General features: G+C 43.9%; 27 protein-coding genes, 1 tRNA gene, 1 rRNA gene, 1 pseudogene and 1 riboswitch. Of the genes and pseudogenes, 19 read left to right on the top strand and 11 right to left on the bottom strand.

Annotated features, from left to right (window positions below; genetic code table 11):
* Positions 1-69 precede the first annotated feature (69 nt).
* Both OTK50_RS10160 and OTK50_RS10155 read left to right on the top strand, forming a co-directional pair.
* Entirely contained in the window at positions 70-2076 is a 2007-nt protein-coding gene (locus OTK50_RS10160; RefSeq protein ID WP_224223769.1) for a methyl-accepting chemotaxis protein, read from the top strand.
* Between the two features lie 65 nt (positions 2077-2141).
* Positions 2142-2666, top strand: a complete 525-nt coding sequence (locus OTK50_RS10155) for a type 1 glutamine amidotransferase domain-containing protein (RefSeq protein ID WP_003152143.1) — start codon at positions 2142-2144, stop codon at positions 2664-2666.
* Between the two features lie 31 nt (positions 2667-2697).
* Here the strand turns inward: OTK50_RS10155 and OTK50_RS10150 are convergent, their stop codons facing one another.
* A complete protein-coding gene (locus OTK50_RS10150) occupies positions 2698-3684 on the bottom strand; it encodes a Gfo/Idh/MocA family protein (RefSeq protein ID WP_044801726.1) in 987 nt (328 codons plus the stop codon).
* 179 nt (positions 3685-3863) lie between these two features.
* Here OTK50_RS10150 and OTK50_RS10145 point away from each other — a divergent pair, with 179 nt between their 5' ends.
* The 5 genes and pseudogenes from OTK50_RS10145 to OTK50_RS10125 form a co-directional block, all read left to right on the top strand.
* Entirely contained in the window at positions 3864-5024 is a 1161-nt protein-coding gene (locus tag OTK50_RS10145; protein ID WP_007613339.1) for an AI-2E family transporter, read from the top strand.
* 90 nt (positions 5025-5114) lie between these two features.
* The gene (locus tag OTK50_RS10140; RefSeq protein ID WP_007613337.1) at positions 5115-5945 is read left to right on the top strand and encodes an undecaprenyl-diphosphate phosphatase; all 831 of its coding nucleotides are present in this window, start codon (positions 5115-5117) and stop codon (positions 5943-5945) included.
* A 127-nt stretch (positions 5946-6072) separates the two neighbouring features.
* A tRNA-Ala gene (locus OTK50_RS10135) sits at positions 6073-6145 on the top strand.
* Positions 6146-6316: 171 nt separating this feature from the next.
* Positions 6317-6838 (top strand): tyrosine-type recombinase/integrase, encoded by a 522-nt coding sequence (locus OTK50_RS10130; RefSeq protein WP_266121859.1) that lies wholly within the window; start codon positions 6317-6319, stop codon positions 6836-6838.
* A 222-nt stretch (positions 6839-7060) separates the two neighbouring features.
* A pseudogene (locus OTK50_RS10125) lies at positions 7061-7383 on the top strand (peptidoglycan-binding domain-containing protein); the annotation flags it as partial.
* A gap of 32 nt (positions 7384-7415) precedes the next feature.
* Here OTK50_RS10125 and OTK50_RS10120 read toward each other — a convergent pair.
* The 3 genes from OTK50_RS10120 to OTK50_RS10110 form a co-directional block, all read right to left on the bottom strand.
* The gene (locus OTK50_RS10120) at positions 7416-7919 is read right to left on the bottom strand and encodes a restriction endonuclease (protein WP_224223768.1); all 504 of its coding nucleotides are present in this window, start codon (positions 7917-7919) and stop codon (positions 7416-7418) included.
* A 122-nt stretch (positions 7920-8041) separates the two neighbouring features.
* The gene (locus OTK50_RS10115) at positions 8042-8224 is read right to left on the bottom strand and encodes a hypothetical protein (protein WP_061581473.1); all 183 of its coding nucleotides are present in this window, start codon (positions 8222-8224) and stop codon (positions 8042-8044) included.
* 20 nt (positions 8225-8244) lie between these two features.
* The gene (locus OTK50_RS10110; protein ID WP_224223767.1) at positions 8245-8901 is read right to left on the bottom strand and encodes a hypothetical protein; all 657 of its coding nucleotides are present in this window, start codon (positions 8899-8901) and stop codon (positions 8245-8247) included.
* A gap of 139 nt (positions 8902-9040) precedes the next feature.
* On the opposite strand from OTK50_RS10110, the gene OTK50_RS10105 reads away from it, so the two are divergent.
* Positions 9041-9214 (top strand): helix-turn-helix domain-containing protein, encoded by a 174-nt coding sequence (locus tag OTK50_RS10105; RefSeq protein WP_140957634.1) that lies wholly within the window; start codon positions 9041-9043, stop codon positions 9212-9214.
* Between the two features lie 88 nt (positions 9215-9302).
* Here OTK50_RS10105 and OTK50_RS10100 read toward each other — a convergent pair whose 3' ends face one another.
* On the bottom strand, positions 9303-9959 hold the full coding sequence (locus OTK50_RS10100; protein WP_136803779.1) for a hypothetical protein: 657 nt from the start codon (positions 9957-9959) through the stop codon (positions 9303-9305).
* A 203-nt stretch (positions 9960-10162) separates the two neighbouring features.
* Here OTK50_RS10100 and OTK50_RS10095 point away from each other — a divergent pair, with 203 nt between their 5' ends.
* From OTK50_RS10095 to OTK50_RS10085, 3 genes are all read left to right on the top strand, one after another.
* Positions 10163-10561, top strand: coding sequence for a hypothetical protein (locus OTK50_RS10095; protein ID WP_140957632.1), 399 nt, complete (start codon positions 10163-10165; stop codon positions 10559-10561).
* A 95-nt stretch (positions 10562-10656) separates the two neighbouring features.
* The gene (locus tag OTK50_RS10090; protein ID WP_224223766.1) at positions 10657-11787 is read left to right on the top strand and encodes a Rap family tetratricopeptide repeat protein; all 1131 of its coding nucleotides are present in this window, start codon (positions 10657-10659) and stop codon (positions 11785-11787) included.
* Between the two features lie 1317 nt (positions 11788-13104).
* On the top strand, positions 13105-13425 hold the full coding sequence (locus OTK50_RS10085) for a hypothetical protein (protein ID WP_044801725.1): 321 nt from the start codon (positions 13105-13107) through the stop codon (positions 13423-13425).
* Between the two features lie 66 nt (positions 13426-13491).
* Here the strand turns inward: OTK50_RS10085 and OTK50_RS10080 are convergent, their stop codons facing one another.
* A complete protein-coding gene (locus OTK50_RS10080) occupies positions 13492-14133 on the bottom strand; it encodes a cupin domain-containing protein (RefSeq protein ID WP_038464235.1) in 642 nt (213 codons plus the stop codon).
* Between the two features lie 217 nt (positions 14134-14350).
* Here OTK50_RS10080 and hmpA point away from each other — a divergent pair, with 217 nt between their 5' ends.
* Together hmpA and OTK50_RS10070 are read left to right on the top strand one after the other, a co-directional pair.
* Positions 14351-15526: an NO-inducible flavohemoprotein gene (gene hmpA / locus OTK50_RS10075; protein WP_224223765.1), complete on the top strand. Its 1176-nt coding sequence runs from the start codon at positions 14351-14353 to the stop codon at positions 15524-15526.
* Positions 15527-15672: 146 nt separating this feature from the next.
* Positions 15673-16518 (top strand): glucosaminidase domain-containing protein, encoded by an 846-nt coding sequence (locus OTK50_RS10070; protein ID WP_007613332.1) that lies wholly within the window; start codon positions 15673-15675, stop codon positions 16516-16518.
* A 33-nt stretch (positions 16519-16551) separates the two neighbouring features.
* Here the strand turns inward: OTK50_RS10070 and OTK50_RS10065 are convergent, their stop codons facing one another.
* From OTK50_RS10065 to cudC, 3 genes are all read right to left on the bottom strand, one after another.
* On the bottom strand, positions 16552-17220 hold the full coding sequence (locus OTK50_RS10065; RefSeq protein WP_007613331.1) for a potassium channel family protein: 669 nt from the start codon (positions 17218-17220) through the stop codon (positions 16552-16554).
* Between the two features lie 163 nt (positions 17221-17383).
* Complete coding sequence (bslA, locus tag OTK50_RS10060; protein ID WP_015240450.1) at positions 17384-17923, bottom strand: biofilm surface layer hydrophobin BslA; 540 nt, start codon at positions 17921-17923, stop codon at positions 17384-17386.
* 161 nt (positions 17924-18084) lie between these two features.
* Complete coding sequence (gene cudC / locus OTK50_RS10055) at positions 18085-18639, bottom strand: choline uptake/conversion transcriptional regulator CudC (protein WP_224223764.1); 555 nt, start codon at positions 18637-18639, stop codon at positions 18085-18087.
* Positions 18640-18839: 200 nt separating this feature from the next.
* Between cudC and betB the strand changes: the two genes are divergently transcribed.
* From betB to OTK50_RS10040, 3 genes are all read left to right on the top strand, one after another.
* Positions 18840-20312: a betaine-aldehyde dehydrogenase gene (gene betB / locus OTK50_RS10050; RefSeq protein WP_224223763.1), complete on the top strand. Its 1473-nt coding sequence runs from the start codon at positions 18840-18842 to the stop codon at positions 20310-20312.
* Between the two features lie 17 nt (positions 20313-20329).
* Entirely contained in the window at positions 20330-21538 is a 1209-nt protein-coding gene (gene gbsB, locus OTK50_RS10045) for a choline dehydrogenase (RefSeq protein WP_224223762.1), read from the top strand.
* Positions 21539-21609: 71 nt separating this feature from the next.
* A complete protein-coding gene (locus tag OTK50_RS10040) occupies positions 21610-22191 on the top strand; it encodes an MOSC domain-containing protein (protein WP_003152182.1) in 582 nt (193 codons plus the stop codon).
* A gap of 1 nt (position 22192) precedes the next feature.
* Here the strand turns inward: OTK50_RS10040 and OTK50_RS10035 are convergent, their stop codons facing one another.
* The gene (locus OTK50_RS10035) at positions 22193-22681 is read right to left on the bottom strand and encodes a DinB family protein (RefSeq protein ID WP_224223761.1); all 489 of its coding nucleotides are present in this window, start codon (positions 22679-22681) and stop codon (positions 22193-22195) included.
* Between the two features lie 146 nt (positions 22682-22827).
* On the opposite strand from OTK50_RS10035, the gene OTK50_RS10030 reads away from it, so the two are divergent.
* Complete coding sequence (locus OTK50_RS10030; protein ID WP_032876878.1) at positions 22828-23358, top strand: NfeD family protein; 531 nt, start codon at positions 22828-22830, stop codon at positions 23356-23358.
* Between the two features lie 19 nt (positions 23359-23377).
* On the top strand, positions 23378-24907 hold the full coding sequence (locus OTK50_RS10025) for a flotillin family protein (RefSeq protein ID WP_224223760.1): 1530 nt from the start codon (positions 23378-23380) through the stop codon (positions 24905-24907).
* Positions 24908-24937: 30 nt separating this feature from the next.
* Here the strand turns inward: OTK50_RS10025 and thiT are convergent, their stop codons facing one another.
* The gene (gene thiT / locus OTK50_RS10020; RefSeq protein WP_224223759.1) at positions 24938-25519 is read right to left on the bottom strand and encodes an energy-coupled thiamine transporter ThiT; all 582 of its coding nucleotides are present in this window, start codon (positions 25517-25519) and stop codon (positions 24938-24940) included.
* A 100-nt stretch (positions 25520-25619) separates the two neighbouring features.
* A riboswitch (TPP riboswitch) is annotated at positions 25620-25720 on the bottom strand.
* A gap of 364 nt (positions 25721-26084) precedes the next feature.
* On the opposite strand from thiT, the gene OTK50_RS10015 reads away from it, so the two are divergent.
* Positions 26085-26471: ribosomal RNA gene (locus tag OTK50_RS10015) — 16S ribosomal RNA — on the top strand; the annotation flags it as partial.

Here is a 26471-nt window from a genome sequence, read left to right as displayed (position 1 = left end):
TTTTTTAATAAATCTTTTGTCCTATCTGACGATATTAGATTTAGCTTTTCAAAGAAGGAGACTGAAAAAATGAAACAACTGATACATTGGATCAAACAGCCATCCATCAGCAAGCCGCTGATCGCGGCATTTTTAGCCGTATTGGTGCTTCCGGTCGGCATACTCGCCTACTTCAGCTACCAAACGGCGGGGAGTACATTAGAAAGCGAACTGACCCACAGCGCCCAGGGAAATGTCAGCGAACTGAACAGCGTGCTGGAAAACATGCTCGAAGGCAAGCTGAAAGCGATTGACTACTACAGCGAATCAATCACTAAGGAAAAATTGAATACGAAAAATAAATCGGTACTGCTTGAAAATATGAAGCAGTATGTCACCGTAAATGACGATGTCGCGTCAATTTACGCCGCGTCTCGCGACAAAGCGTTCGTGAAATATCCGTCCGTTGATATGCCGTCCGATTATAATCCGCTCACGCGCGAGTGGTATACAAAAGCGGTTGAAAAAAGCGGACAGCCGGTGTTTACCGAGCCTTATAAAGACGCTGCAACCGGACAGACGGTCGTTACGATTGCCCAGCAGACAAAAGACGGATCAGGTGTTGTGGCGCTTGATATTAATCTGGGCGATCTTCTGAACGCTTCCGAACGCGTCCAGATCGGTCATAAAGGATTTGCCTTCATTACAACGGGAGATAAAAAATACATCGCCCATCCGACTATAAAAGCGGGAACGGAAGGCTCCGGAGAGTGGACGAAAGAAGTGTTTTCCAAATCAAGCGGATCGTTTGAATACATGTTTGAAGGACAGCAGAAGAAAATGGCCTTCACGACAAACAAACTGACGGGCTGGAAAATCGCCGGCACATTTTTTGTCAGTGAGATCCATGACGCAGCCTCGCCTGTCATGAAAATGGCGCTGATCATTCTGGCGGTTTCTCTTATCGTCGGCGGGGTTTTAATCTTTTTTATCATTCGCTCGATTGCAAAACCGCTCAAAAAACTTGTCTCGACATCAGCTAAAATCAGTGACGGCGATTTAACGGCAGTCATTGACATCAAATCAAAAAATGAATTCGGGCAGCTCAGCCAAAGCTTCAATGAGATGTCGGCATCACTCCGGTCTGTCATCGGCGTCATCCAATCATCCGTCGAACATGTCGCTTCTTCATCCGAAGAGCTGACGGCATCCGCCGGACAGACAAGCAAGGCGACAGAGCATATTACACTGGCGATTGAACAATTCTCAAACGGAAACGAATCACAAAGCGAGAAATTGGAAGAAAGTGCTGATCACCTTTCCCAAATGAATTCGGGCATTGCCGAGACGGCGAATGTATCGGCGGAAATCACTGAATCCGCCATCCAAACCTCTGAAACGGCCGGAAGCGGAGAAGAATTAGTGGCGAAAACGGTAGACCAGATGAAAACAATTGATCGTTCCGTACAGCAGGCGGAAGCGGTCGTAAAAGGGCTGGAAACAAAGTCGCACGACATTAAGAGCATTCTCAATGTCATTAACGGCATTGCCGATCAAACAAATCTGCTTGCCTTAAACGCTGCCATTGAAGCAGCCAGAGCAGGCGAATACGGGCGGGGCTTCTCCGTCGTTGCGGAAGAAGTGAGAAAGCTTGCCGTACAATCAGCCGGCTCCGCGAAGGAAATCGAAACGCTGATTCAGGAAATCGTCAAAGAAATCGCCACATCGCTTTCCGTATTCCAAGCGGTGAATCAAGATGTGAAGGAAGGCCTCGATATTACGGATCAAACGGCCGAAAGCTTCAAAAAAATCTCAGAAATGACGACTCAGATTTCAGGCGCCTTGCAGCATATGAACGGAACGCTTGAGAAACTTGCAGCCGGGTCGCAAAATGTGACAAACGCGGTGGAGGACATTACCTCAGTCGCCAAAGAAGGATCCGCCGGCATTCAAGACATCGCCGCCTCAGCTGAAGAGCAGCTGGCATCCATGGAAGAAATCAGTTCATCCGCCGAAACGCTTGCGCATATGGCTGAAGAACTGCAGCAGGTCACACGGAAATTTACGATTCAGTCTGAAGACGAAGAACAGCTGTAGCGAGCTGTTTCTTTTCCTCATCTGAAAAAAGCGATACACTAGTATAAAAGAAGGGAGTGGCAGTGATGAGATTAGAAGGCAAAAAAGTCATAGCGCTTGTCAGTGACGATTTTGAAGACTTAGAGCTTTGGTATCCCGTCTACCGTCTGAGAGAGGAAGGCGCGATCGTTCATTTAATAGGAGAAGAAGCGGGCCGTTCATACAAAGGAAAATACGGCGTGCCCGCGACGGCGGATTACGATTTTAAGAGCCTGATTATTCAGGAGTATGACGCCGTGCTCGTGCCTGGCGGCTGGGCTCCTGACAAACTGCGAAGATATCCCGAAGTTTTGGACATCATCCGTACGATGAACGAGCAGAAAAAGCCGATCGGCCAGATCTGTCATGCGGGCTGGGTGCTCATATCTGCCGGAATTCTCGCAGGAAAAAAAGTAACGAGCACGCCCGGCATCAAAGACGACATGACAAATGCAGGGGCACAGTGGCTGGATGAAGCAGTCGTAACTGACGGCCACATTGTATCAAGCCGTCGCCCGCCCGACCTTCCGCAGTATGCAAAAGCGTTTGCTGACCTGTTAGCGTCCAAATAAAAAACATCCGCCCGAATCCGGGCGGATGTTTTTAGTTTTGATCGGCGGGAAAGACAATTCCGATTTGTTTTCTCGCTTCCTCCATAATGCTTGCCGTAATGAAAGAACGTTCAAATGTATTTTCGGAAGACTCCCGCTGTCCGTTTCGAAGAAGATTGATGAATTCAGCCGTTTCGTAGTACATCGACGGTTTCAGATCAGGGACTGAAATGTCTTCCGTCCGTCCGTCACGATAGCGGATTTCCGCCCGTTCCGGTCCGTGAATGCTGTCCAGCACGATCGTGCCGTCTTCACCCTGAATTTCCGCCGGGGCAAACGAATTTGAGATTTTCGAATGCATCAGCACCGCTTCAAATCCGTCGTATGACAGAATGACCGTGCCTTCGCCGTCAACGCCGGATGCTAGTTTATGACCGGTCGCAATGACGTTTTTCGGTTTGCCGAACAGGACGACGGCCGGATAAATGCAGTACACGCCGATGTCCATTAACGAACCGTTCGATAATTCAGGCTTAAACGCGTTTAGCACCGTACCGTTTTTATATGCATCATATCGTGATGAATATTGGCAGTAGCTTGCCGTGAATCTCCTGACGGTTCCGATTTTATGTAAGTGGTTTTGAAGCATGCTGAAGTTCGGCAGGAACGTTGTTTTCATGGCTTCCATCAAGAGAACGCCGTTCGTTTTGGCTGCGTGAATCATTTCATCCGTTTCCCTTGCGTTAGACGCAAACGGTTTTTCGCACAGTACATGCTTGCCGTGTTCCATAAAAAGGACCGCCTGCTCTTTGTGAAATGCATTCGGGCTGGCGAGATACACCGCGTCATAGGCTTCGCTTTCCGCCATTTCTTTCAGGCTGGTGAAATAACGAGAAGCGCCGTGTTTGCCGGCGAATTCCGCCGCGCGTTCCTCAGTTCTGGAATAAACCGCCGTTAATTGAAAATCATCAATAGCAGAAGCCGCCTCCAGAAATCGTTCTGTAATCCAATTCGTTCCGACTGTTGCAAATCGAATCATTGCTATCGCTCCTTCTATGTATTGGCTTACATTATAGCTTTTTTTCTGAGAAACATAAATGGAAAAAAGGCTGGCAGCTAAAGGGATAGGAAAAATTCCCATAGAGACCGGTTATTATTTTTCATTACAGGAACGATAGTGTACAATTTAAGTAAAATACATATGATGGAGGAACAATAGTGGAAACATTGCAAACATGGGGCGGCAGATTTAAACAGTTTTTCTTAGACAATAAATTTGTCTTGTTTTTGCTTGTATTGCTGCTCATCGGTCTCAATATCCTTGTCTTTATGAAGACATCATTTATTTTCACACCCATTATCGTCCTGCTTAAAACGATTGCGCTCCCCGTCATTTTGACAGGAATCGTTTATTATCTGCTTAATCCGATCGTAGATATATTGGAAAAAATAAGAGTGAAAAGAGTCTATTCCATCCTGCTCCTTTACCTCATTATTATAGGGCTGATTACGATTACGGTCGTTTCAATTATTCCGTTTTTAAAGGAACAGATCATGAGCCTGATCGACAATCTGCCGAAATATGTGGATATTGTTGAAGATCAGACGAAAAGCCTGATCGGAAGCGATTTTGTAAATCAGGCGCAAAAGACGATGAATATCAACATTTCCGATCTTGCTAATAAAGTATCGGCGCAGGCGGCGACAATTGCAAACAGCACATTTACCGGGGTCGGGAATTTTATCGGCGCGCTGACGGAAGTAATTATTTCAATTGTGACCGTGCCGTTTATTCTGTTCTATTTGCTGAAAGACGGCAAAAAACTGCCAATCTATATCTTAAAGTTTGTGCCCACCCGTCTGAAAGAACAAACGTATACGATGCTTAGTGAAATGAACCACAGATTAAGCTCCTATATTAGAGGACAGGTCATCGTCAGCTTCTGCATCGGGTTTTTATTATTTATCGGCTATCTGATTATCGGACTTGATTATGCGTCACTGCTTGCGGTCATTGCCGCTTGTACGAGCGTTGTTCCGTATTTAGGGCCGACCATTGCTATCACGCCGGCGATTATTATCGCGTTGGTCACTTCGCCCCTTATGCTGCTGAAGCTTGCGATTGTCTGGACCGTTGTCCAGCTCGTGGAAGGAAAATTAATTTCTCCGCAGATCATGGGGAAAAATCTTCACATTCACCCGATTACCATCATCTTTGTTCTTTTAACTGCCGGAAAGCTGTTCGGGGTTGTCGGCATTATTTTAGCCATCCCGGGGTATGCGGTCATCAAAGTGGTCACGACCCATCTATTTGATTGGTTCAAAATGCGTTCGCATTTATATGAAGAAGAAAAAAATGATGCTGTATCGAAGTCATAAAATCGGAACGGACATGATATTATTATAAGACAGGCTTTCCTTCAGAGGAGAGCTTCTCTTTTGTAAATGATGAATGAAGGGAAGAATGGGATGACACTATGGGAGATGTTCACAGCAGCCGTTTTAGGAATCGTGGAAGGGCTGACGGAATACGCGCCGGTTTCTTCCACGGGACATATGATCATAGCGGATGACATCTGGCTGAAATCCGGAAGCCTGATGAATCCGGAAGCCGCCAATTCCTTCAAAGTGGTGATTCAGCTCGGTTCGATTCTGGCGGTGGCCATTGTGTTTAAGGATCGGATATTACATTTACTCGGCCTCAAAAAAAACGTCACGCGCGATCAGCAGAAGGGATACAGGCTGACCATCGCGCAAATCGCCGTCGGTCTTGTTCCGGCGGCGGTGCTCGGCTTTTTATTTGAGGATTTCATTGACCGCTATTTATTCTCCGTCAGAACGGTCGCTTACGGATTAATTGCCGGAGCCGTGCTTATGCTTATAGCGGACTGGATCAATAAAAGGAAAGAAACGATCGATACGGTGGACAGAATCACCTACAAACAGGCTTTCTGTGTCGGATTATTCCAGTGTCTCGCCTTATGGCCGGGATTTTCCCGCTCAGGCTCAACGATTGCCGGAGGTGTCATTGTCGGCTTGAATCACCGGGCAGCCGCAGACTTCACATTTATTATGGCTATTCCGATTATGGCGGGCGCAAGCCTTCTGAAGCTGGTGAAATACTGGAGCAGTCTTTCTTATGACATGATTCCGTTTTTTCTTGTCGGCTTTATCTGCGCCTTTGTCGTCGCCCTCTTAGTCGTCAAGTTTTTTCTTCGGCTCATTAACCGGATTAAGCTTGTCCCGTTCGCCATTTACCGTGTCATCCTCGGCATCATTTTAATCATGCTCGTGCGATAAACGAAGAGGCCCCCGGAGGGTCTTCTTTTTATGTTCGAAAAACGTCTCAGGAAAATATGAGCAAACTGAATTTTTTGCTTGAAATTCATAGAAGACTCGTCTATAATAAAACATGACGTTACAGCACGGGGCCATAGCTCAGCTGGGAGAGCGCTACGCTGGCAGCGTAGAGGTCAGGGGTTCGAGCCCCCTTGGCTCCATACCCGAATGAAACCGCGGTATATCAACGTTGACTAAACGGTGACTTACCCGGTGACTAAAACAGCGTAGCGCTTCCGATTCAGACAGCGTGGCGCACCGTTTTTCAATCGTCTTCCATACGAAATGGGAGGCGTTTTTTTATGCATTCAGAAGATTGAAAAGGTAAGCGTGTGAAGGCCGGAAGGGCCTCGGTAAAGACAACGCGAAAAGGTACGTATGATGTCGAATACATATTCGATAGACTGTGCGATGCCAAGCGCGCTGAGAATGTCGTTCAGGAAAAGATCGATAAGTACATGCGTGCTTGTCGGTATTTGTCGGATTATGCTGAGGAGATCGGAGTGTCTGCGGACATACGTCATATTGACGTTGACTTTGCGCGCGGGTTCGTATCGTGGCTGATTAACGATAAAATAAAGTTCGACGGCCATAATTTCAAATTGGACGAACATAAGACGCAAGGGTTATCTCCGCGGTCAGTTAACGATTATATTAAGACCATACGGACGTTTTTTCGTTTCGCGATTAAAGAGGCGTATGCGGACGATAACCCATTCGAAGAGGTTACGTTAATCACGAACCCGGAGAGTCCGATAAACATCCTTTCACCTGACGAAATGCGGGCGATTCTTAATGCGATGGATCAGCGATCTTTCGTTGAATTTAGAGATTATGTTGCGTTGACCTGGTAGCCGCTGTCCCGATTGCCGCTTCAGCTACTTTCGCACTTGTTATGGTTACATCTTGAATTATGGAAGATGTAACAGAGCCATCAATCAGCTGAGTATCATATGGGCTTAGAGCAAATTCTCTCCGGACGTCTCCTTCTCTTATTTGAATTTTTCTGATTGTGAATTCTGCTGTGTCAGATGCTCTGGCTGTCGTATCGCCAAGCCACAAACTACCGTTTGTAAGATAACGAGCTGAAAAGCGGCGGAAAAAAGAAGGCAACAGCCTCAAAGCCTAAAACCACTCAAAAATCAAAATTCAGCCTGCCTGCGGGTATTTTTAAAGTCACAAGCCCATTGACCCGAGGGGAGGCCGTAAAACAGATTCAGACAGCGCTGGCGGCTCTTCATTATTACCCGATAAGACCGCAAAGAATTTCGGGATTGATGGCGCATATGGCGCGAAAACAGCAAACGCGGTAAAACGGTTCCAGTCCATGTACGGCTTGTCTGCTGATGGGATTTACGGGTCGAAGACAAAAGCAAAACTTAAGGAGAAGTTGAATTAAAAAAAGAGCAGGAAATGCCTGCTCTTAATTATTTATTGGGAAGAAGCGTCCTTAGTTTTTAAAATCAGTTTAACTAAGTCATAGCGGTCAATTAGCTTTGTGTTTGTTGAGTTTGCAAGCTTAATTGCTTGTGTTGTATAGGTATTGTTGGTTATAACCCAAGCTTCGTCTGCTTCATAGTATGTTTTTGCTGAATTAATTTCTTGAACAGATTTAACACCGACTTTATTCTTGTATCGCTTAGCTTGAATAACAATACGATTGTTTCCTTCTACTATGAGGTCTGCCCCAAAATCATTAGAAGATGGAGTAAGCTCTACATTATAACCAAGATTCCTAAAAAGGTGTTCCAGATATTGTTCAAACTCTCGCCCAGCCATTTTGTCAATTTCTTTAATACCTGCTCTACTCAATCGGGCTTCTAATTCTCTTTGTAACCGGTCCTCTAATTCCCTTTGCTTTTTCTCTCGATTTTGCTTTATTATCATAAAGAACAATAAGTAAGTAAGTAATGATAAGATAAACAACGTAAACACAATAATTCCGTCACTTTCTTAGTATTTATCATTTTTATAATCTAATTAATATTTCATTTAGGTTCACAAATCAAATATAAAGTAGGGGACAGGGTAAATAACCCTCTCTTAATTAGAGAGGGTTATTTATTTCTTCTTTTGATATTGCTAATATTTCGTACTTGGTCGTATTCTATATATCGCGGATCGAAGCCTTTAAGTTCATTAACATCGTTTTGAATTCGTCTTGGTTCAAAACCCATATCTTTGTCATCAGTTTTTTGATCTTTTGCTGTATCTTTCCACCAACTATCCTTATCTGCCATCTGTGTAGCCTCCCTTCCTTCTATAAAGTTAATAATAGAACTTGTTTTATAAAGTAAACTATTACAATACCAATTATTGATATGAAAATCTTATCTATCCCCTTTTTATATAGATTAGCTTTAATATCATTAGCCTTACTATTTAGTTCAACAACTGCCTTGTATGATTGTGAAAGGCGAAGTTGAAGGGCATCTTTAGGACGTTCGGCATTCTGAATATTAAAGCCACCTAAACCAATTGAAGAATAACTATATGTTTTTAACACATTAATTAGATGCTTAAAAGCAATTAATTGCATAACAGCAGGAAAGATATACAATAGAGAAATTATTGCAAAAAACAGCATCTCAATTGGTGTGTGTGCTTTTTTGAAAAAAGAAAAATCCAGCGCTGTAGCATAAAACCCAATCAATGCCCCTAAAAGTGCGATTAGGACACCTGCTCTGGTTTCAATATCTCTTTTTCTGTTAGCCTCAGCATCATATTCTCTGGTTACTGTATTGAGTAAAACTTCAGAACTAGGATATTCAATGACATTTTTCTTTGAGTCTTGTTGCTTTCCTTTTGAATTTTGTTGCTTTTTCTTTGATCTTCGTGGTGTTCTCTCCGAGCTTCGTGCTGGTCGCTCCGGATTTCCTTGTCTATCATTCGTATTTTCAATTTGTTCTGTAAACATCGTATAGCCCCTCAGTATTTTAGTAGGTTCTTCTTATTGTATATAAAAGGATTATTGCATTACAAGAAAAAATTCACACTACAAAAAATTTTTTGATTTTTGTTAAAAGGATTTTTTATGATGTGGAGAGAAAGCAGACATGAAAGAAAGTGAAAAAATTAGGTTTATCCAGGATGAAGTTTTGACGGTTGCTGAAGTTGCCGAGCTGCTTTCTGTTAGCTGGCAGCGCGTAAGCCAGCTTGTCAGCAGCGGCCGGCTCAAGGCGATCAAGAAGGTGGGAACGGTGGCTTTGTTCTTGCTGGAACATGTATAAGCATTTAAAAAAGAATTAGAGGCAGATCGGAAGAAGTATCGGCCGTATGATCAGTAAAAGCCCACCTGTTAAAAAGGCGGGCTTTTTTTTATTTAATAGAAACGTGATGTGTGTACCAGTTTCCTGTTGCTGTGAATCGTAATTCCATATGGCCGTGACGGTTACCGCCGTACTTTACAAACGTGTAATCAGAATTAGCGATTGCATCCTTGGCCGTTTTGTCAATGTTTGCAATTTTTTTGGAAGTGATTTTGCCTGTCCAGCCAGTGAAACCCGAAGCGGAGGCACTCGGTGGGTTCTCCCACTTTGTTATTTTCTTTCCATATTCGTATGAATAGTTGTCACTTACTCGAATATCATATAATTTTAGCCCCACTAATTTTACAGCGTAATAGCCACTTGCTGTTTTATTCTGAATGGCTTGTGCTTTTATCTTCTCCATTCCCATATCTGTACTTACGCCCATTTCCACAGTGAAACCATTGCCAAGATCAATTTCTTGGTACGGATGATCTTTGCTGACATGCATACTGTTTAAAGCCTTGTTCACTTCTTTTACAGTCGGGATTTTCTCAGATGAAAGGGTTCTCAATTTTTGCTGTTTCGTTACCTCGTGAAAGGTCGCCTTATCAATAATCAAATCGGATTCCTTGTCCACCTTTTCGGCAGCATTTGCATGAAGACTGAACAGGGATGAAAAACTCAAAGCTAGGGTGAATAAAATACCAACGACAAATTTTTTCATTCTATCTCCTCCTTTAAGTATTCGTTTTCCATGGTAACGCATTGTTTAATTTTGGTAAACATGACTAAAGTAACAAATAATGTGAAATTTGCAGGAAATTAGGTCTTGTTATGATAATTACGGTGTGAAAGTAAATGATGGCATTTACCCATTTAAACAACCATTTTGCGGGTGTATATTGAATGAAGGGGAGGGAGATATAATTGGTCAAGGTTATATTGTCATTTGTTTATTTGCTCGGTTTTATCTTTTTAAGCAGATGGTCTTTTGATGGCATTTTTCATGAAGATTACTTTTCGATTGTTGGCTTTTTGTGGTCTATTATTGTTACGTTTTTCTTCGGCATTTACACCGGAAGCCCTTTGCTGTTCAAAAAGGTAACACAATCGAAACGCTTAACTGTTAAAAACAAAAAAGCATTTTATGTTTTAAGTGGTGCGGCAGTTATCTTTTTTGTTCTATATTTCATCTTCTCAAAATCTCTCATAAACGAAATTGCGCCTTACACTATCTTGAGCGGGTATATTCTGACTTTGGTATCTGGTATAACTCTTACTATACTATTGAAGCCGCAAACAGACGGGGATGCGCAAAAAATATAAGCGTAATAAATTATACCGCAAACAAATTGCGGTTTTTTTTCGTTCAAACATAATTTGGAAATGTTAGAATATTATATAAAAGGAGGAGTGGCCTTGTGAGTTCTGTTTTACCATCATCGGAGGTTGGCGTTAAGATTAATGAATGGTACAAAATGATACGTCAGTTCAGTGTTCCGGATGCGGAGATTTTGAAAGCGGAAGTGGAACAAGAAATCAATGAGATGGAAGAAGACGAGTATCTACTGATTTACTACACCCTCATGAAATTCCGCCATCAGCTCATGCTGGATTATTTAGAACCGGTGACTACCCGTGTGAGACCGACAATTGATGAGCTACTAGAAAAAATCGAAGCATCAAATAAAGGAATTTCCGGCCTGCTGTGCTATTATTCTTTATTTTTCCGCGGCATGTATGAATTTGATCAAAAGCAGTATGTAAAGGCGATCGGCTTTTATAGAGAGGCTGAAAAACAACTCGTTCATGTGCATGATGAAATTGAGAGAGCGGAGTTTCATTTTAAACTGGCTGAAGCATATTACGGTATGAAACAAAGTCACGTCTCTATGCATCACGTAAAGCAAGCGCTCGATATTTACGATCAGTATGAGTTATATAAGGTCCGGAAAATTCAATGTCTATTTGTCATATCAGGGAATTATGTTGACTTTAAACGCTTTGAAAAAAGTTTGCCGCATTTAGAAAAAGCTTTAGAGTTGTCGAAACAAGTAAACAATAATGAAAGGCTGCTCAGTTCTGCTTATTACAACATAGGAAAGAATTACGGAGACCTAGAAGAATACAGTAAAGCTGAAATCTACTTAAAAAAAGCAGCGGAGATATCTGAAAAGTATAAATTGGGTAACCTTCCGCATTCCTTGTTTACATACGCAAAGCTTCTATTTAAACAAGGGAAAACAAGCGAGGCGATTCAAATCAGCAAAAAGGGACTTTCATCAGCGATATTTCAAGGAGATAAGCTGTTTGAATCTCTGCAAAAATATTTGGAGGCTTTATATATTAATGCAATAGACCAAATGGGAATCAAAAAAACAATTGATTACCTTGAGAAAAATAAAAACTATTCGTATGTAGAAGATATTGCTCTTGATACGGCTGCTGTTTATGCAGAGTCAAAGCAATATGACAAATCTTATTTTTATCATCAAAAAATGATTCAAACGCAAAAACAAATTCAGAGGGGAGAATGCCTGTATGAATTTTAGAAAGGGCGTATTTATCATTGTATCGGCTGTCGTTTTAATGTCAGGGGCCGGTCTAACGGCATCGTCTGTTTCATTTAATGGATCATATCAAGTTTCGTCTGATCGTAATCAAACCTAAGAAGGAGAGTGCCAGTATGAAAAAAGCATCTTCATTATTTTGGGTCTGTCATTGACTTTAGTATGTGGGTTGGGTATGAACTCAGTAGAAAAACAAGCACAAGATACAATCAAAGTAGCTTCAGATCGCCTTCAAACTTGAACAGCTTAAGCCTTTTCTACGGAAAAGGCTTTTTTAGTTTCTTCATTATATTGTTTCAAAACATCCACTTGTTTTTATTCTTATCCCATTCCAGCATACGCTGCTTCATGAGGTTCTTCACTGCTTCCCGGTTAGCGCGTTCATCCTTTCCGGTTTTTCTCTTCAATTCATCATTGGATCATGTTAAAGATAATCCGGTACACTTTTCGTTCAAAATCAGTCATTTGATCATCTCCCACTTCATAAGTCTCAACGGATAAAAGAGAATCAAATACAATAATGTATCCACCTTTAAGTTCTCGACACGAGTTTCCTTCCGTATGTGGTCCCGTAATGAACTGCGCAGATAACCGCGCGTATGTATCCGTCGTCATAAAGCTCGAACGATAAATCTATGCTAATATTAAAAAAATATGGCACTCTATATTTTTAGATCTTAAAAATATATAAGAATTGATAAGCTCAATTTTCAAATTTAATGGAGGGAAAATAGAAAGGAGAGAAATGATAAAGTATTTTGGAATAGTGTCGCTTATCATCCTTTTATTCACATTGTACTTTCTGCCTCATATTCATTGGGCACTTGGAATTCTAGGAATTGTCGTGGGGAGTATTCTAGCAATCAAATCACCTAAAGGAATTGCTAAGTATATTTCTTTTGTTATCCTAGCACTTTGTTTACCTTTACTATTATTATTGATTGTGATGGGCGTTTTGATGGCAGGTCTAGTGGAAAATTAACTTTAATTTATAATCCTATTTGGGGACAGATGGGGACGAATTAGGGACCAACTTGTTCATTTTTAGCCAAAACAGAAGATTTTTTATCAGAAAGGCTGGTCAGCAAACCTTATAAAATAAGGTTTCAAAATAAAACGTCTGTTTGTATCAGAAAATTCATCTCCAGACTGGCAGCGTAGAGGTCAGGGGTTCGAGCCCCCTTGGCTCCATACCTTTAAACCCTTATTCTATAAGGGTTTTTTTGTTTTTTCATCTTCTGCGGCAGCCTCTATATTCTGCTTCATTTCTAACAACTCAAAATAAAGGAAAGAGAGAAAATGAAAAAGAAAATCTATCTTATATTATCTCTGTCAGCTGCACTGGCGCTTTTTTTGACAGCGCTTCCGCCTCTTTCTCCTGTCATCTTCACGTCTGCTTCAGAAAAAGGAGCCATCAGGCATGACATTTATAAAAAAGGATATCCGTATCAAAGCTACTTTGCGATTCTTCAAAAAGAAGAAGGCGGCGGAGAGGCCGGGAACCTTTATTATGTAAATTGGTTCAATTGGAAAGATGAAACCGGACAGACGCCGCACGTATGTTATTCAAAAAAATCGTCCGAAGGCGAGTACAAAGTAAGCTGCGGAACCGGACCGTAATGATCAAGAGCCCCTCTCCAATGAGGGGCTCTTTCTGTCGAGCTGAATGCCGCTCTGGCTCTTCGTTTAATATCCCCAATATAACGGTGTATCATAATGCCGATACGGGTCATTCGGATAATGCGTATTTGGCTGATAAGGCTTATTCATATCATGAATACCCGTGTTTTCAGTCTGACCGCAGTATTTATCGGGACCTATCACAGTTGATTGCCGGATCGGTGAAACGGCTTTTTCCCACTCATGCTCATTCAGACAGTACGTATGCGCCATGATCTCAGGCGGCGTCAGACGGAGAATATCCGAGCCGTATATCACTTCAGGCGAAGGGGCGTCAAATATGGCCAAAAGGTGGGTTTTGTCTGAAGTGGCGACTTCATAATGCCACCACCCCTGCGGAACATTCGCCACTTGTCCTGAAGAGATCGGATAATTCCGTATTTTCTGGGTGAACGGATTCAGCATCGACACCACCGCGGAACCCGAAATACAGTACACCAATTCAGCGGCATTTTGATGGGTATGCGGTTCAATCACATTTGTATTGCTCAGAAAGATATCTAATAATGAAATATTTTCAAGCGTGTTTAACTGTTTAATCCCCAATACATTGATAAAGTTCCGAGCATCTTTCGTAAAAAAACGGCTCTCATTCACATTATAAGTGAACTGTGTATTCGGAGACGTGTAATCGATATCGGAAACCATGCACTCCCCCGCTTTCATCTTTAAACGTATATTCCCAAATATATGTGTCCCTGTTTCACCGGGTGATAAAAAAGGAGGTGAAATCCATAAATTCCAAATCCAACACAATATTGTGACGACTTTTTTAAAGATTCATTTTCGATATATCTTTTATTCGAAATATCTCTTACTATAAAGGTATATTGAAAATACATCTTTAGAAGGGTTGAGGATTAACATGCTGGATGAGAGAACAGTAGACATCATCAAAAGCACAGTACCCGTATTGAAAACACATGGAGAAAACATCACCGGACGCTTTTATAACCTGATGTTTCAAGATCATCCCGAACTGTTAAATATGTTTAACCAAACGAACCAAAAGAAACAGACTCAGCGCGCAGCATTGGCAAATGCAGTCATTGCGGCTGCGGCGAATATTGATCAATTAGAACAAATCATTCCGGCGGTCAGACAGATCGGCCATAAACACACAAGCATCGGTGTAAAACCGGAACATTATCCGATTGTCGGAAAGTATCTGCTTCTGGCAATTAAGGATGTGCTGCAGGATGCCGCAACTCCTGAGATTATGCAGGCATGGGAAAAAGCTTACGGTGTTATCGCGGAGGCTTTCATCGGCATTGAAAAAGACATGTACAATGAAGCCGGATGGCAGGGGTATAAAGAATTTACGGTTATACAGAAAACGAAAGAAAGCAAAGATATCACATCATTTTATATCAAACCGAGTGACGGCTCTTCGCTTCCTGGATTTGAAGCGGGACAATATATCAGCATTAAAGTGCGGATTGCGGATTCTCCTTATACGCACATTCGCCAATACAGCCTGTCTGATGCTTCTCAAAAAGGGGCATATCGGATTTCCGTGAAAAAGGACGGAGCGGTTTCTTCTCATCTCCACAATGAAGTTCAAGAGGGAGATAAACTTGAAGTCAGCGCACCCGCCGGGGATTTCAAGCTGTCTTCTGCCGAAAAACCGGTTGTTCTTATTAGTGCCGGTTCCGGAATCACGCCGATGATGAGCATGCTGAAAACAGCCGCCGAAAAACAGCCGGAGCGTTCCGTTACTTTTATTCATGCCGCGAAAAACGGAGAGTACGCCGCGTTCCGCAAAGAGGCTGAACAAGCTGCGGAGAATCATCCGAATATTAACGTCATTTACGTATACAGTGAACCGGCAGAACAAGACCGCTCAGGAGACAAGCCTTTTTACAGCGGCAGGATTGATCAAACCTTCTTGGAGCAGCTTCATCTGAATCAAGATGCTGAATTTTACTTGTGCGGATCAGCGCAGTTTATGACGCAAATGAAAGACATGATTCTTGCACTCGGGTTTGACTCTGATTCCGTTCAATATGAATTGTTCGGCCCTCAGCTGAGCATGGCATAACAAAAAAGACTCCTCAAATCAAAGAGGAGTCTTTTTTGTTTGCACAATGTGTTCTTTCTCCGTCTTTTTCCCTATTTTATTGAAATTTTCATCAATGACCAGTAAAATTATAAATCTAGTGATTCCGGAATTAAAGGAAGGTTGATATGAAAAAGAAAGCAAAGACCAAAAGGGTGCTTGGGTGCCTTTTTGCTGTATCTCTTATATTCGGATTATTTCTGGTATCAATGGTGTTTTCGAAATTCATAGTGACGGAAGAAAAACCGCCTGAAGAGGTGGACGAGCAGCAGGTCTTTATTGACAGCCTTTCCGGGCATGCTCAAATTTTATATGAGAAATATCATGTCCTTCCGAGCATCACCCTCGCACAGGCCATTCTCGAATCGGACTGGGGGAACAGTGAGCTTGCGGGGAAAGCGCGCAACCTGTTCGGTGTAAAAGGTGATTATAAAGGAAAACACGTCACGATGAAAACGGATGAATTTGAAAAAGGAAAACGAAAAACGATTCGGGCAAAATTCCGTAAATACAGCACGTTTTTTGAATCAATGGATGATCATGCCAAATTATTTGTCAACGGAACGTCTTGGAATAAAAAGAAGTACAAGCCCGTCATTGAAGCGGACAATTATAAAACTGCGGCGGCTGCCCTTCAAAAATCCGGCTACGCCACAGACCCCGGCTATGCTGAAAAAATTAAAGATGTCATAGAAACCTATAACCTGAATGAATATGACAAAATCAATGCCTCTCTTAAAGCAGTTGATATGAAAGGCGCCATCAAAGACCACGCCATTGAAGACGTGTGGTCGAAGCCGTCAAAAGAGCGGCATTCTATTAAACTGGCATCGGCGCAAAAGTTTACCGGCGAGCATATTAAAGTCGTATCTGAAAAGCAAAACGGAGAATCCGTCTGGTACCAAATTCAAGTGAAAGATGAGCTGATCGGCTGGGTTGACCAAACCGCCGTCCAGTTAAGTGAAGAAACATAAGCATCAAAAAAAGCCGGCAGCCCGCCGGCTTTTTTACATTCCTTCAGTTTCAAACCTTTTAATATCACGTTTATGCCCCATCAGCACAAGACAGTCACATTCATGAATGACAGTCTCCGGAGAAGGGGACAGCTGAATGTCTCCATTATGTTTCAAGGCGAGAATGGTGCAGCCGAATCTGGCCCGGACGCCGAGATCAAGAATGGATTTTAAATGCAGCTTTTTCGTGGCTGAAAGCTCCACGATGCTGTATTCATCTGACAAATCAATGTAATTTAAGACATTTTCATCTGAAAGGCTTTGCGCAATCCGCACGCCCATATCCTTTTCGGGATGGATAATACGATCAGCACCGATCTTTTCAAGCACTTTGTGATGATAATAGTTTTGCGCTTTCACCCAAATATTAGGGATGTTCAGCTCCTTCAATAACAGCGTCGTCAGCGTGCTTGCCTGAATGTTGGCGCCGATTGCTACGATGACATATTCAAAATTTCTGATGCCGAGCGACTGAAGCTCGCTTTCTTCCGTTGAATTTGCCCGCACAGCATGCGTGGCATAAGAGGAGTATGCGTTGACCCGCTCTTCGCTGATATCGACCGCAAGCACCTCATGCCCCATTTTAAAAAGCTCTTTACAGATGCTTCCGCCGAAACGGCCGAGTCCGATGACGGCAAATTGTTTATTTTTGATTTTTCCCAATCCTCATAACTCCTTAAGAAACTGTTTTCGTCACTCCAAATACAACAAACAAGAATGTACTCCTGTTTCAAGGGTTTGTCAATGCGAGAGCCGGAAGAAAGAAAACAGCACAAAAAAAGACCGGCTGACAAGCGATGGGCTTGTGCCGGTCCGTTTTTCGCAATTATTTGCAGTTGCAAGGCTGTGTCGGCGGTGTGCTGCGTTTTTGAACAACAATTGTGTCCTCAGCATAGAATTTAGAACCGATGCTTAATGATTTATTTTCTGCACGGAACTTATATGTACCTGCAGCAGGCAATGTTTTGTTATTAAGAGAAAGCTTAAATTCCGCTGCGCCGAGCAAATCAATGTTTAACGGAAGTCTGACTGTTTTGCCGTTATTCAGAATCTGTCTTTCACGCAAAGCGTGTCCGTTGACTGTATCTTTTGTTGTAGCCGCAAATCCGCTAGGAAGGGTAAATTCCATAACGCCTAAGCTCAGGATCGTGTTCGGACGGTACGTCAATTCGATATCAGAAAATGACCATTCCTGCTGGCTGGCACCTGTATATTTTGCAAATAAGGTAGCAGTCGCTTTCGTGGACATTTCCGGCTCGTGAACGGTTGAGCCTGACTCAGCGGCGAATGACGCTGTCGGCAGAGAAAGAAGCAAAACCAGGCCGAATAAACTTGCCATGACAGTTGAGAAAAATTTCTGTTTCATTTTCATAAATCCCCCTAAAAAAATTTTGCTGATTGTTCTTAAAAAAGAACGACCATACCTATAAAAATTTACCATCAATTTTAATGGAAGTAAATGGGGTTATGTTCCTATATTTTCTCAAAAATAATCAAATCACGACAAAAAAACGCCTGATTTTTGATTCAGGCGTTTTTTTCGTCCGTTTCTATCGGAATAAATTTAAAAATCTCCCCGCTCTGAACCGAGTCGGCGAGCCGCTTCAACCAATGATAATAAGCTTTCGAGCTTTCAAGCTGATCATATAACTGCCGCGCTTCTTCCTGTAATTCCGCCTTGCCTTCCTCGGCCAGCAAAACGGACTGCAAATCCGCCTGAGCCTGTTCAATGGCGGACAAATTCACCTGAACTTCACGATCCCATTTCGGCGGGAAGAAATTCGTGAAAAACGTAAAGAAATCTTTTTCCGCTACAAACGTATGCTTCCGTGTGCCGCGGTGAAAGGTTTTTTTGACCACATTTAAATCCTGCAGCTTTTTGACGCCTGTGCTCATACTCGGTTTGCTCATCTGCAGTTCCTCACGCATTTCGTCAAGCGTCATTTCATCCCTCATATACATTGTTCCGTATAAAATCCCGACACTCCGTGTGATTCCGTAAAGATCCATCGTCTCTGCAATGGAATCAATGACAAGATCCCTGGCTTGTTCTATAGCTGCGAATTCTGGATTCTCATCCATACTGTCCCTCTTTTCCACTTGAAGTTTAAATTTGTTAAGTCATTTCTTTATGTTCTTAATCTTAACGAATCATGACGAAATGTCAAAATCTAAACGGACTGACCTGGTTTTGACAGGCAAAAAAACATGTGTTAAATTAATATTGTTAAAAACATTAAATTTTTATTTAACAAACTTACTTTCCGGTAAGGAGGACTCTTATGAGCAAAACGCTTTATATCGGCGGCGAATGGATCAGTGCAGAAAAAAAACAGACCCGCCGTATCATTAATCCATTTAATCAAGAAGAAATTGCAACGGTATGCGAAGGAGACCGGGGCGATGCGGTGAAAGCCATCGCCGCAGCCAGAAAAGCATTTGATGAAGGGGAGTGGCCGGTGCTTTCCGGGCTCGAGCGCGGACAATTTGTTCTGAAAATTGCGGAATTAATCAGACGCGATCTGAACGAATTAGCTGAGCTGGAATCGCTCGATACAGGAAAAACGATTGAAGAAAGTAAAGCCGATATGGATGATATCGCAAATGTATTTCAATATTATGCCGGTTTGGCGGATAAAGACGGAGGCGAGGTCATTTCATCTCCGATTCCTGATTCCGTAAGTAAAATCGTCAGAGAGCCCATTGGCGTATGCGGACAAATTACGCCGTGGAACTATCCGCTCCTTCAGGCGAGCTGGAAAATCGCTCCCGCTCTTGCGGCCGGAAACACGATCGTTTTAAAGCCGAGCGAGATTACTCCGCTGACAACCATTAAAGTCTTTCAATTAATAGAAGAAGCCGGTATTCCGAAAGGGGTCGCCAATCTCGTGCTGGGGCCGGGCGCTTCTGTCGGCGATGAGCTGGCGAGAAACCTCGACGTCGATTTGGTCTCTTTTACGGGCGGAATTGAAACAGGTAAAAAAATCATGCAGGCGGCAAGCGGCAATGTGAAAAAGATTGCCCTGGAGCTTGGCGGCAAAAATCCGAATATCGTATTTCAAGATGCAGATCTCGAAACAGCTGCAGATCAAGCGCTGAACGCCGTGTTTTTCCATGCCGGCCAAGTTTGTTCGGCAGGGTCCCGTCTTTTGGTGGACGAAGCCATTCATGATGAATTTTTAGCCGAGCTGATCAAGCGCACGAAACGCATCAAATTAGGAAACGGTTTTCATGAAGATACGGAAAGCGGTCCGCTGATTTCCGCCGAGCATCGGGCCAAAGTCGAAAAATACGTAGAAATCGGTATCGAAGAAGGGGCAAAACTGGAAACAGGCGGCAAACGTCCTGATGATCCCGCCCTTCAAAACGGTTTCTTCTATGAACCTACTATTTTCTCAAACTGCAAGTCTGATATGCGGATAGTCCAAGAGGAGATCTTCGGCCCCGTTTTAACAGTTGAGTCATTTTCTTCTGAAGAAGAAGTGATCAGACTTGCCAACGATACCATTTATGGGCTGGCCGGAGCGGTATGGTCAAAGGATATTGAAAAATGCGAACGCGTAGCCGCCAAACTGCGGATGGGAACGGTATGGATCAATGATTTCCACCCGTATTTCGCGCAAGCGCCATGGGGCGGGTACAAACAATCGGGCTTCGGCCGCGAACTCGGCAAAATCGGTCTGGAAGAATACACGGAAATCAAACATATTTACCGCAACACGAAACCTGCGGCTGTGAACTGGTTTCAAGCATAACGAGGAGGAGATACAATATGACATTAAATATGAAAGTAGAAAGCATGCATAAATTCCATACATTCGAAATCCCGACAGTCATTAAACACGGAATCGGTGCGATTCAGCACGCGGGAAGTGAAGTCAGAGAGCTTGGCGTCACAAAAGCACTGCTCGTAACAGACCCGGGAATTTATAACGCGGGAGTGGCAAACCCGGTCATTGAATCTTTACAGGAAGCGGGCATCGAAGTCGTCCTGTTTAACAAAGTGGAGCCGAACCCGCCTGTACGTCTTGTAAACGAAGGATCAGAACTGTATAAAAAAGAAAACTGCAACGGCCTTGTGGCTGTCGGCGGCGGAAGCTCCATGGATACAGCGAAAGCGATCGGGGTAGAAGCGACACACGAAGGAAGCGTGCTTGATTATGAAGCCGCGGAAGGCAAAAAGCCGCTGGAAAACCGTATTCCTCCGCTGACAACGATCCCGACGACTGCGGGAACAGGTTCAGAGGTCACACAATGGGCGGTCATTACAGATGAGGAAAGAGAATTTAAATTCAATACGGGCGGACCGCTTATCGCCGCGCATTTAACGGTCATTGACCCTGAACTGCACACGTCCATGCCTCCGCATGTGACGGCCATGACAGGTATTGACGCACTTGCGCACGCCATCGAGTGCTATACGATGAAATTCGCACAGCCGATCACTGATGCCGTCGCTTTAATGGCCATTGAATATGCGGCGCATTATATTAAGCGCGCGTTTGCGGACGGAGAGGATTTGGAAGCAAGATACGGCATGGCGCAGGCGGCGATGCTTGCCGGCCTTTCATACGGCAGTGAATCAGCAGGCGCGGCGCATGCGATGAGCCAGACGCTCGGCGGCATCATCCCTGTCGCTCACGGACAATGCGTCGCAGCTATGATGGGGCCGGTAATGGAATACAACTGGAAAGGCTATCCGGAAAAATTCGCCCGCATCGCCAAAGCATTCGGAATCGATACAAGCAACATGACAACCGAAGAAGCGGCAAAAGCGTCCGTCAACTGGATGTATGATCTTGTGAAAGATTTAGAGGTGCCGAGTTTAGAAGAACAAGGTGTGTCTCCGGACATGATTGAACGTTTATCAAAAGAAGCCATGAAAGATCCGCAAACTTTCGGAAATCCAAGAGATTTGAATGAGAAAGCATACAACTGGATTTACAAACGCTGCTTCGACTTAACGCCGAAAACGGTATAATAAATGAACCCCGCTCCTTTACAGAGCGGGGTTTTTTAAGGATAATGTCAAGAAAAAGGCGGTGGTGGCTGATGTGGAAACGCATAACAGCAAAGACGGAAGGCGTATATATAGCGGATACCGAACAATTTGTTACCAAAAAGATGGACAAGCTTCGTGCGGAATACGGCGGGTTCCCCGGTGACCTGCATTTCGGACTGACAAAAAAGGCCGGCGCGCGTGAGCCGATGTATGAAAGAGGAACAGAAATTTTTAACCGGAGACAAATTTCAATCGTGTCCATGGAGGAATGTGATGACATTGCGGAGAAGATGGGGATTTCTCATATCTTTCCCGAATGGCTCGGCGCTAATATCGCAATCAGCGGTTTTTCTGCACTGACGCCGCTTAAAGAAGGAAGCAGAATGATATTTCCAAGCGGTGCGTCTTTGTTGTGCGAGGGAGAAAATGATCCGTGCATTCAGCCGGGAGAAGTCATTCAATCCTTTTATCCGGATCAGCCAAAACTCGCCGCGGCGTTTGTGAGGCACGCGATGGGCAGAAGAGGAATTGTCTGTATTGTTGAACGCCCGGGTGATATATGCACGGGAGATGCGGTCACCATTCATTCTTATGAACCGAAACGCGCCAAGAAAAAAATCGAGAAGGTCTGACTCAGACCTTCTCGATTTTTTGTTTGATTTCTTTTATTTGATTAATGTGACGCTTTTCATGATGGCCGATAAAATCAATCCACTGGCGGATCGTCAGTTCTTGAAAAACAGGATGCGGAAGCACACGTTCTAAGTCTTCCTCGTTTAATGATGAAATGACGGCGGTCAGCTGCTGTCTTGCCGTATCTAATTCCTGTTTTGCTTCAATGACTGATATTCGGTTTTGCTCAGGTTCGAGGTGTGACGGAGCCGGCCGTTTATTTGTTCTGTCCTCTATAAACTCCATCGGTTGTTCTTCTATTTCTTTTAACGGTGCGTCTTTTGCCTGCTTTGATAAAAGGGTCTGCGCTGTTTCGTCAATTTTCTTTAAATGGTCAAGGACTCCCCGCACGCTCCACTCATCAGCCGCGGGCTTTCGGTTGAATTCCTCATCAGAGAGTCCTTTCAGTTCTTCCCAGGTCTGCTGTCTTGCTTCATTAAAAATGCTCATCCTATCTCCTCCTTTAGAGTAAACATATCATATCCGGATTGGATAATCATGTAATCAGCCTTCCTTATCAGAAAATTGAAACCATTCACCTTTACATCCGTATATAAAGTAATACTCCGACACCTCGGCCGAAAGGAGGATAGAAGATGGACATATTTCATCTGCCGCTTGAAACGGTCTATCTTTACACATTGATTATTTCGGGAAGTCTCACGCTTTTGATTCTGTTTTTTCAAGATGTGTTTCACGGCCTCTCGGAAGCCATTCCTGTTTCATTTTTAAACCCTGCATTGATTCTGTCTTTTTTAACAATCTTTTCAGCCTCAGGTTATATCGGCGAAATCGCCGCTCCGCTATCAAGTCCTGTCATTGCGTTGCTTTCATTTGTTCTTTCGGTTCTTTTGGTCAGCCTGCTTCACTTCTTCGTCCTTGTCCCGCTTTCATCAGCGGAAGAATCGCTCGCGTATCGGGAGACAGATTTAAAGGGCAGAGTCGGCAGGGTCATTACTTCCGTCCCGAAAGACGGCTATGGAGAAGTGATCATAGAGGGAATAGGGGGCGCCATTTCTAAATCAGCCGTCAGCTTTGATCAAGAACAGATCAAGTACGGAACGGCCGTATTAGTGATTGATGTAAAAGACGGAGTGCTTTTTGTGACGCCGCATGAACCAATCTGATATCTAAGGGGGGACTGTTATGACTATGCCGATTATCATCGTTATCGGAATCGTATTCTTTTTACTCATCGCACTTATTGCTGTATTTATTACGAAGTACCGGACGGCGGGGCCGGACGAAGCTCTTATCGTGACCGGAAGTTATTTGGGAAATAAGAACGTTCACATTGATGAAGGCGGAAATCGTCTGAAAATCGTCCGGGGCGGGGGAACGTTCGTGCTCCCGGTATTCCAGCAGGCAGAACCTCTCAGTTTACTGTCAAGCAAACTTGATGTCTCTACACCTGAAGTCTATACAGAACAAGGCGTGCCGGTAATGGCCGACGGAACCGCCATTATTAAAATCGGAGGCTCCATCGGTGAAATCGCAACAGCAGCTGAACAATTTTTGGGGAAATCTAAGGAAGACCGTGAGCAGGAGGCGCGGGAGGTGCTGGAAGGCCATCTGCGCTCCATCCTCGGCTCCATGACCGTTGAAGAGATTTATAAAAACAGGGAAAAGTTTTCTCAGGAAGTCCAGCGGGTCGCGTCTCAGGATCTTGCTAAAATGGGGCTGATGATCGTATCTTTTACGATTAAAGACGTCCGCGATAAAAACGGCTATCTTGAATCATTAGGTAAGCCGAGAATCGCCCAAGTCAAGCGGGATGCGGACATTGCCACGGCAGAAGCGGATAAAGAGACGAGGATTAAACGCGCGGCCGCTGATAAAGACGCAAAAAAATCAGAGCTGGAGCGGGCGACGGAAATAGCTGAAGCGGAAAAAATCAATCAGCTGAAAATGGCGGAATACAGAAGAGAGCAGGATACAGCAAAAGCCAATGCCGACCAGGCATATGATCTTGAAACAGCAAAAGCCCGCCAGCAGGTGACAGAGCAGGAAATGCAAATTAAAATTATTGAGCGGCAAAAGCAGATTGAATTGGAGGAAAAAGAAATTCTGCGCCGTGAGCGCCAATATGACTCTGAAGTGAAGAAAAAAGCCGATGCTGACCGTTACTCGGTGGAACAAGCGGCCGCGGCCGCAAAAGCGAAGCAGCTCGCCGAAGCAGATGCCGAGCAGTACAGTATCGAAGCGATGGCCAAGGCGGAAGCGGAACGCGTGAGAATTGACGGTCTTGCTAAAGCGGAGGCTGAAAAGGCCAGAGGGGAAACCGAAGCGGAAGTCATCCGCCTGAAAGGACTCGCAGAAGCGGAAGCTAAAGAAAAAATCGCCGAAGCATTCGAAAAATACGGGCAGGCTGCAATCCTTGATATGATTGTGAAAATGCTGCCTGAATATGCGAAGCAAGTCTCAGCGCCTCTTTCCAACATTGATAAAATAACCGTCGTTGATACGGGAGGAAGCGGTGAAAACGGCGGGGCCAATAAAGTCACAGGCTACGCGACCAATTTAATGGCCGGTCTTCAGGAAAGCTTAAAAGCATCTTCCGGAATCAATGTAAAAGAGCTTATTGAGAATTTTTCAGGCAAAGGAAACATAAAACAAAGTATAAATGAACTTACAAAAGAACTGAGTGATTCAAACGAACTGCACAGCCCGGAATAAAAAAACAGCAGGCGTAAACCGCCTGCTGTTTCAGTTCGTCCGCTTAGCTTCAAGAAGCCGCGGCGCAGTCATGAATAATAAGATAAGGACAATGGCCGAAAGGATAAAAGAAGGAATCATATAAGTCGCGTTATAGACGGACGAATAAATCCATACCGGCGTGCCTTTCGGAGCATAGCTTCCGAAAAAGACAGCTCCGGAGACCACATGTGCCGCATAGCGCAGCACACTGCCGATGAAAACACCGCCTATAACATACATCGTTAAAGCGCCTCTTTTTTTATTCAATGCCGATTCCCGTACACCGGAAGCTAACAAGCCGCTGAAACCGAGGACTGCAAATGCCGCGATGTAATCAAGAAATAGCTGCACCGGGTGCTGCAAAAACAAATTGCCGATGGCGATCTGGACAATCCCTGTTAAAAAGCCTGTCGTAAGCCCGGCCTTCACTCCCCAGCGGAATGAAATCAAAAAAATCGGAATCATCATAATAGAGACCGAACCGCCTTGGGGCATCCGGAGAAACATGCCTGAGACAATGTCCAGAATGACAGCCGCCCCGGTCATAATCGCTATTTCAATTAAGCGCACAAGCTGTGTTGAATGATTCATAGTTTTCCCCCTGGTCAGACAACCGTATCAAGGATAAACAAAAAAGCAGCGCGGGGAAGGATGGGAAAAGGTCCGCGCGCTGCTTACATAAACTGCAAATCATTTGGCTTTGCCACATCCCTACGCCAGCGTTAACTAACAGGTTCAAAGGGTCAGAACAAAACGTTCACTCTCAGCTTTAATGCTCCCCTTGTGGTCATCAAGTATTTAGTTCAATCTTACTATACAAGAAAATATGCCAAACCACAAGACAGCTTGCCTTTCTATAGAAGAGAAACTGAAATAAGTATGAAAGAAAATAATCAATGATTTTTTAAAAAAACTATTGTCATATTTTCAAAAGGGTGTTATATTATTAAACGTCGCTGATGAACAGCAGACAACAACAAAAAGCTTCGGAAACAACTCGAAAAAAGTTGTTGACATAAAAGAAGCTGAGTGGTAAGATAATAAAGCTGCTTCAACAAGCGGTAATGATCTTTGAAAACTAAACAAGACAAAACGTACCTGTTAATTCAAAGTTTTAAATAAATCGCACAGCGATGTGCGTAGTCAGTCAAACACTTTATCGGAGAGTTTGATCCTGGCTCAGGACGAACGCTGGCGGCGTGCCTAATACATGCAAGTCGAGCGGACAGATGGGAGCTTGCTCCCTGATGTTAGCGGCGGACGGGTGAGTAACACGTGGGTAACCTGCCTGTAAGACTGGGATAACTCCGGGAAACCGGGGCTAATACCGGATGGTTGTCTGAATCGCATGGTTCAGACATAAAAGGTGGCTTCGGCTACCACTTACAGATGGACCCGCGGCGCATTAGCTAGTTGGTGAGGTGACGGCTCACCAAGGCGACGATGCGTAGCCGACCTGAGAGGGTGATCGGCCACACTGGGACTGAGACACGGCCCAGACTCCTACGGGAGGCAGCAGTAGGGAATCTTCCGCAATGGACGA

The organism is Bacillus sp. NEAU-CP5 (assembly GCF_026420705.1).
Taxonomy (GTDB): domain Bacteria; phylum Bacillota; class Bacilli; order Bacillales; family Bacillaceae; genus Bacillus; species Bacillus velezensis.
Note: the sequence above shows the minus strand (reverse complement) of the source record. Positions and strands in the feature narration are given on the sequence as shown.

What these genes read in the sequence shown, in the direction of transcription:
- bslA (WP_015240450.1), bottom strand. Translation starts at nt 17,923, where the DNA reads ATGAAACAGAAATTTTTCTCAACTGTCATGGCAAGTTTATTCGGCCTG.
- OTK50_RS10105 (WP_140957634.1), top strand. Translation starts at nt 9,041, where the DNA reads ATGAAAGAAAGTGAAAAAATTAGGTTTATCCAGGATGAAGTTTTGACG.
- OTK50_RS10025 (WP_224223760.1), top strand. Translation starts at nt 23,378, where the DNA reads ATGACTATGCCGATTATCATCGTTATCGGAATCGTATTCTTTTTACTC.
- gbsB (WP_224223762.1), top strand. Translation starts at nt 20,330, where the DNA reads ATGACATTAAATATGAAAGTAGAAAGCATGCATAAATTCCATACATTC.
- OTK50_RS10110 (WP_224223767.1), bottom strand. Translation starts at nt 8,901, where the DNA reads ATGTTTACAGAACAAATTGAAAATACGAATGATAGACAAGGAAATCCG.
- OTK50_RS10160 (WP_224223769.1), top strand. Translation starts at nt 70, where the DNA reads ATGAAACAACTGATACATTGGATCAAACAGCCATCCATCAGCAAGCCG.
- OTK50_RS10080 (WP_038464235.1), bottom strand. Translation starts at nt 14,133, where the DNA reads ATGGTTTCCGATATCGATTACACGTCTCCGAATACACAGTTCACTTAT.
- OTK50_RS10155 (WP_003152143.1), top strand. Translation starts at nt 2,142, where the DNA reads ATGAGATTAGAAGGCAAAAAAGTCATAGCGCTTGTCAGTGACGATTTT.
- betB (WP_224223763.1), top strand. Translation starts at nt 18,840, where the DNA reads ATGAGCAAAACGCTTTATATCGGCGGCGAATGGATCAGTGCAGAAAAA.
- cudC (WP_224223764.1), bottom strand. Translation starts at nt 18,639, where the DNA reads ATGGATGAGAATCCAGAATTCGCAGCTATAGAACAAGCCAGGGATCTT.
- OTK50_RS10040 (WP_003152182.1), top strand. Translation starts at nt 21,610, where the DNA reads ATGTGGAAACGCATAACAGCAAAGACGGAAGGCGTATATATAGCGGAT.
- OTK50_RS10035 (WP_224223761.1), bottom strand. Translation starts at nt 22,681, where the DNA reads ATGAGCATTTTTAATGAAGCAAGACAGCAGACCTGGGAAGAACTGAAA.
- OTK50_RS10085 (WP_044801725.1), top strand. Translation starts at nt 13,105, where the DNA reads ATGAAAAAGAAAATCTATCTTATATTATCTCTGTCAGCTGCACTGGCG.
- OTK50_RS10070 (WP_007613332.1), top strand. Translation starts at nt 15,673, where the DNA reads ATGAAAAAGAAAGCAAAGACCAAAAGGGTGCTTGGGTGCCTTTTTGCT.
- OTK50_RS10030 (WP_032876878.1), top strand. Translation starts at nt 22,828, where the DNA reads ATGGACATATTTCATCTGCCGCTTGAAACGGTCTATCTTTACACATTG.
- thiT (WP_224223759.1), bottom strand. Translation starts at nt 25,519, where the DNA reads ATGAATCATTCAACACAGCTTGTGCGCTTAATTGAAATAGCGATTATG.
- OTK50_RS10100 (WP_136803779.1), bottom strand. Translation starts at nt 9,959, where the DNA reads ATGAAAAAATTTGTCGTTGGTATTTTATTCACCCTAGCTTTGAGTTTT.
- OTK50_RS10150 (WP_044801726.1), bottom strand. Translation starts at nt 3,684, where the DNA reads ATGATTCGATTTGCAACAGTCGGAACGAATTGGATTACAGAACGATTT.
- OTK50_RS10115 (WP_061581473.1), bottom strand. Translation starts at nt 8,224, where the DNA reads ATGGCAGATAAGGATAGTTGGTGGAAAGATACAGCAAAAGATCAAAAA.
- hmpA (WP_224223765.1), top strand. Translation starts at nt 14,351, where the DNA reads ATGCTGGATGAGAGAACAGTAGACATCATCAAAAGCACAGTACCCGTA.
- OTK50_RS10140 (WP_007613337.1), top strand. Translation starts at nt 5,115, where the DNA reads ATGACACTATGGGAGATGTTCACAGCAGCCGTTTTAGGAATCGTGGAA.